This window comes from Mesorhizobium sp. Arg314, assembly GCF_053714275.1.
Genome location: NZ_JBSKBP010000112.1, coordinates 1 through 4943, shown reverse-complemented (window position 1 = coordinate 4943; position 4943 = coordinate 1). Strand labels below are relative to the sequence as shown.

1 protein-coding gene is annotated in these 4943 nt (G+C 65.2%); it reads left to right on the top strand.

Annotated features, from left to right (window positions below):
* The coding region (gltB, locus tag ACWGS9_RS34015) for a glutamate synthase large subunit (RefSeq protein WP_454509315.1) at positions 1-4943 on the top strand (4943 nt) is incomplete at both ends.

The window sequence follows — 4943 nt, the reverse complement described above, 5'->3', positions numbered from 1 at the left end:
GAGCTCGACCTCGATATGTCGATGGGCCGCGTCTTCGCCAACCCGCATGTGCGCCAGGATATAGGCCGCGTCGCGCTGTCGCGCGGCCCGCTGATCTACTGCGTGGAAGCGGTCGACAACGAGAGCCGGCTGCATCGCCTGACGCTGCCGCGCACGGCAAGCATAAAGGCGCATCACGAGCCCGGGCTTCTGGGCGGCGTGGCGACGCTATCGGCCGCGGCCCGGGCCGATGCCGGGGACGGCTGGCAGGACGGGCTCTACCGGCCCGAGCCGCCGGCCAGCGCCGAGACCCGCCCGACCGCCATCCCTTATTTCGCCTGGGACAACCGCGAGCCCGGCGAGATGCTGGTGTGGCTGATTGCCCGAACCGATACCGGGCTTTCCGCCCGCGGCCTCTATGATCCGCGCAACGAGCATGACGCCTGCGGCGTCGGCTTCATCGCCAACATGAAGGGCGTGAAGTCGCACCGGATCGTCGAGGACGGTCTGGCGATGCTGGAAAACCTCACCCATCGCGGCGCGGTCGGCGCCGACCCGCTGGTCGGCGACGGGGCCGGCGTGCTGGTGCAGATCCCGGACAGCTTCTTCCGCGAGGAAATGGCCGCCAAGGGCGTGGAACTGCCGCCGGCCGGCCAATATGGGGTCGGCCACTGGTTCATGCCGCAGGACGCCACGCTGCGCGCCCATATCGAAGAGATCATCGCCGAATCGGCGCAGTCGGAAGGACTGCCGCTGCTCGGCTTCCGCGACGTGCCGGTCGACAATTCATCCTTGTCGAAGGCTAAGGATATCGTCGCGTCCGAGCCGTTTCATCGCCAGGTGTTCATCGGCCGCACGCCGGACATCAGCGACGACGAGGAATATGAGGCGAGGCTTTACCTGCTGCGCAAGGTGATCTCGGGCCGCATCTATGCCGAGAACGACAACAAGGACATCGGTTCCTATTGCGTGTCGCTGTCGGCGCGCACCATCGTCTACAAGGGCATGTTCCTGGCCTACCAGGTCGGCGCCTATTACAAGGACCTCAAGGATCCGCGCTTCGAAACGGCGCTGATCCTCGTCCACCAGCGCTTCTCGACCAACACGTTCCCGTCGTGGAAGCTGGCGCATCCCTACCGCATGGTCGCGCATAATGGCGAGATCAACACGGTGCGCGGCAACAACAACTGGATGGCGGCGCGCCAGGCTTCGGTTGATTCCGAGCTGTTCGGCAACAACATCTCGAAGCTGTGGCCGATCTCCTATGAGGGCCAGTCGGACACGGCGTGCTTCGACAACGCGCTCGAGTTCCTGTTCCAGGGCGGCTACTCGCTCAGCCACGCCATGATGATGCTGATCCCGGAAGCCTGGGCCGGCAACAAGCTCATGGATGCCGACCGCCAGGCCTTCTACGAGTACCATGCGGCGCTGATGGAGCCGTGGGACGGCCCGGCAGCGGTGATGTTCACCGACGGCCGCCAGATCGGCGCCACGCTCGACCGCAACGGCCTGCGCCCGGCGCGCTATATCGTCACCGATGACGACCGCGTCATCATGGCTTCGGAGGCTGGCGTGCTGCCGGTGCCGGAGGAAAAGATCGTGCAGAAGTGGCGGCTGCAGCCCGGCCGCATGCTGCTCATCGACCTTGCCAAGGGCCGCATCGTTTCCGACGAGGAGATCAAGTCGGAGATCGCGACCAGGCACCCCTACAAGACCTGGCTCGCCAACACGCAGCTCATCCTCGAAGACCTCAAGCCGGTCGAGCCGCGCGCGCTGCGCAAGGATGTCAGCCTGCTCGATCGCCAGCAGTCCTTCGGCTACACGCAGGAAGACACCAAGCTTCTGATGGCGCCGATGGCCACCACCGGCCAGGAAGCCGTCGGCTCGATGGGCACTGACACGCCGATCTCGGCGATGTCGGACAAGTCGAAGCTGCTCTACACCTATTTCAAGCAGAACTTCGCCCAGGTCACCAACCCGCCGATCGACCCGATCCGCGAGGAGCTGGTGATGAGCCTGGTGTCCTTCATCGGGCCGCGGCCGAACATCTTCGATCTCGTGGGCACGTCGCGCCGCAAGCGGCTCGAAGTGCGCCAGCCGATCCTGACCAATGGCGACCTCGAGAAGATCCGCTCCATCGGCCACACCGAGGACCGTTTCGACACCAAGACGATCGACATCACCTACGGCTCGAACGAGGGCGCTGCCGGCATGCAGGGCGCCATCGACCGGCTCTGCGAGCGGGCAGAGGCGGCGGTCGCCGGCGGCTACAACATCATCATCCTGTCCGACCGCCAGGTCGGGCCGGACCGCATCGCCATTCCGTCGCTGCTGGCGACGGCGGCCGTGCACCATCATCTGATCCGCAAGGGCCTGCGCACCTCGGCCGGCCTGGTGGTGGAGACCGGCGAGCCGCGCGAGGTGCATCACTTCTGCTGCCTCGCCGGCTACGGCGCCGAGGCGATCAATCCCTATCTCGCCTTCGACACGCTGCTCGACATGCACAAGCGCGGCGAGCTGCCGGAAGAGGTCGACGAATACGAAGTCGTCTCGCGCTACATCAAGTCGATTGGCAAGGGCATTCTCAAGGTGATGTCCAAGATGGGCATCTCGACCTACCAGTCCTATTGCGGCGCGCAGATCTTCGACGCCATCGGGCTGAAGTCCGATTTCGTCGAGAAGTACTTCACCGGCACCGCGACGCTGATCGAAGGCGTCGGCCTGGACGAGATCGCCACCGAGACGCTCAGCCGCCATGGCGATGCCTTCGGCAGCGATCCGGTGCTGCGCAACAACCTCGAGGTCGGCGGCGAATATATGTATCGCATGCGCGGCGAGGCGCATATCTGGTCGCCGGACGCGGTCGCCACCTTGCAGCACGCCGTGCGCCAGGGATCGTGGGAGACGTTCAAGGATTATTCCGCCCAGATCGACAGCGCGACCGCGCGCGCCCAGACAATCCGCGGCCTGTTCAAGATCAAGCTGGCGGACGAGACCGGGCGCAAGAAGGTTTCGATCGACGACGTCATGCCGGCGGCCGAGATCGTCAAGCGCTTCTCGACCGGCGCGATGTCGTTCGGCTCGATCTCCAGGGAAGCGCATACCACGCTGGCGCGCGCCATGAACCAGATCGGCGGCAAGTCGAACACCGGCGAGGGCGGCGAAGAGGCCGACCGCTATTTGCCGCTGCCTGGCGGCGGCAAGAACCCGGAACGCTCGGCGATCAAGCAGGTCGCTTCCGGGCGGTTCGGCGTCACGGCGGAGTATCTTGTCAATTCCGACGTCATGCAGATCAAGGTCGCGCAGGGTGCCAAGCCCGGCGAGGGCGGCCAGCTGCCCGGACACAAGGTCGATGCGACCATCGCCAAGGTCCGGCACTCGACACCCGGCGTTGGCCTGATCTCGCCGCCGCCCCATCACGATATCTATTCGATCGAGGATCTGGCGCAGCTGATCTACGATCTGAAGAACGTCAATCCGGCGGCCGACGTCTCGGTCAAGCTGGTGTCGGAGGTCGGCGTCGGCACGGTCGCGGCGGGCGTCGCCAAGGCGCGCGCCGACCACATCACCATCTCGGGCTATGACGGCGGCACCGGCGCTTCGCCGCTGACCTCGCTCAAGCATGCCGGCAGCCCGTGGGAAATGGGCCTTGCCGAGACGCATCAGACGCTGGTGCTCAACGGCTTGCGTTCGCGCGTCGCGCTGCAGGTCGATGGCGGGTTGCGCACTGGCCGCGACGTCATTATCGGCGCGTTGCTCGGCGCCGACGAGTTCGGCTTCTCGACCGCGCCGCTGATCGCGGCCGGCTGCATCATGATGCGCAAGTGCCATCTGAACACCTGCCCCGTCGGCGTCGCGACGCAGGACCCGGTGCTGCGCAAGCGCTTCAAGGGCGCGCCCGAGCACGTCATCAACTTCTTCTTCTACGTGGCGGAAGAGGTGCGGGCGCTGCTTGCCGAAATGGGCTACACCCACATCGACCAGATCATCGGCGACACCGATCTTCTGGAGAAGCGCGACGTCATCCAGCACTGGAAGGCTCGCGGGCTCGATTTCTCGAAGATGTTCTTCAAGCCGGACGCGCCGCATGAGGCGCTGCACTGGACCGAGCGGCAGAAGCATCCGATCGACGACGTGCTCGATCGCAAGCTGATCGAGCTGGCCAAGCCGGCGCTGGAAGCCAAGCAGCCCGTCACCATCGAGCTGCCGATCCGCAACGTCGACCGCTCGACGGGCGCGATGCTGTCGGGCGAAGTCGCCAAGCGCTTCAAGCACAAGGGGCTGCGCCAGGACACGATCCAGGTGAAGCTCATCGGCACCGCCGGGCAGTCTTTCGCTGCTTTCCTGGCGCGCGGCATCTCGTTCGAGCTGATCGGGGCCGGCAACGACTATGTCGGCAAGGGCCTGTCGGGCGGCCGCATCGTCATCCGACCGCCGGAAGAGGCTAGAATCGTTGCTGCGGACTCGATCATCGTCGGCAACACTGTGCTTTACGGGGCGACCGAAGGCGAGGCCTATTTCGCCGGTGTTGCTGGCGAGCGTTTCGCGGTGCGCAATTCCGGCGTGGCGGCCGTCGTCGAAGGCGTCGGCGATCATGGCTGCGAATACATGACCGGCGGCATCGTCGTCGTGCTCGGCAAGACCGGGCGCAACTTCGCGGCCGGCATGTCGGGCGGCGTCGCCTACGTACTGGACGAGAAGGGCGATTTTGCCGAACGCTGCAACATGGCGATGGTCGAGCTGGAGCCGGTTCCGGAAGAGGACGATTTGATGGAGAAGCTGCTCCATCACGGCGGCGACCTCGACCACAAGGGCCGCGTTGACGTGTCCGGCGACATGACCAGCCATGACGAAGAACGGCTCTACCAGCTGATCTCGAACCATGTGCATTTCACCGGTTCGGTGCGCGGCCGCGAGATCCTCGACGACTGGCAGAACTTCCGGCCGAAATTCCGCAAAATCAT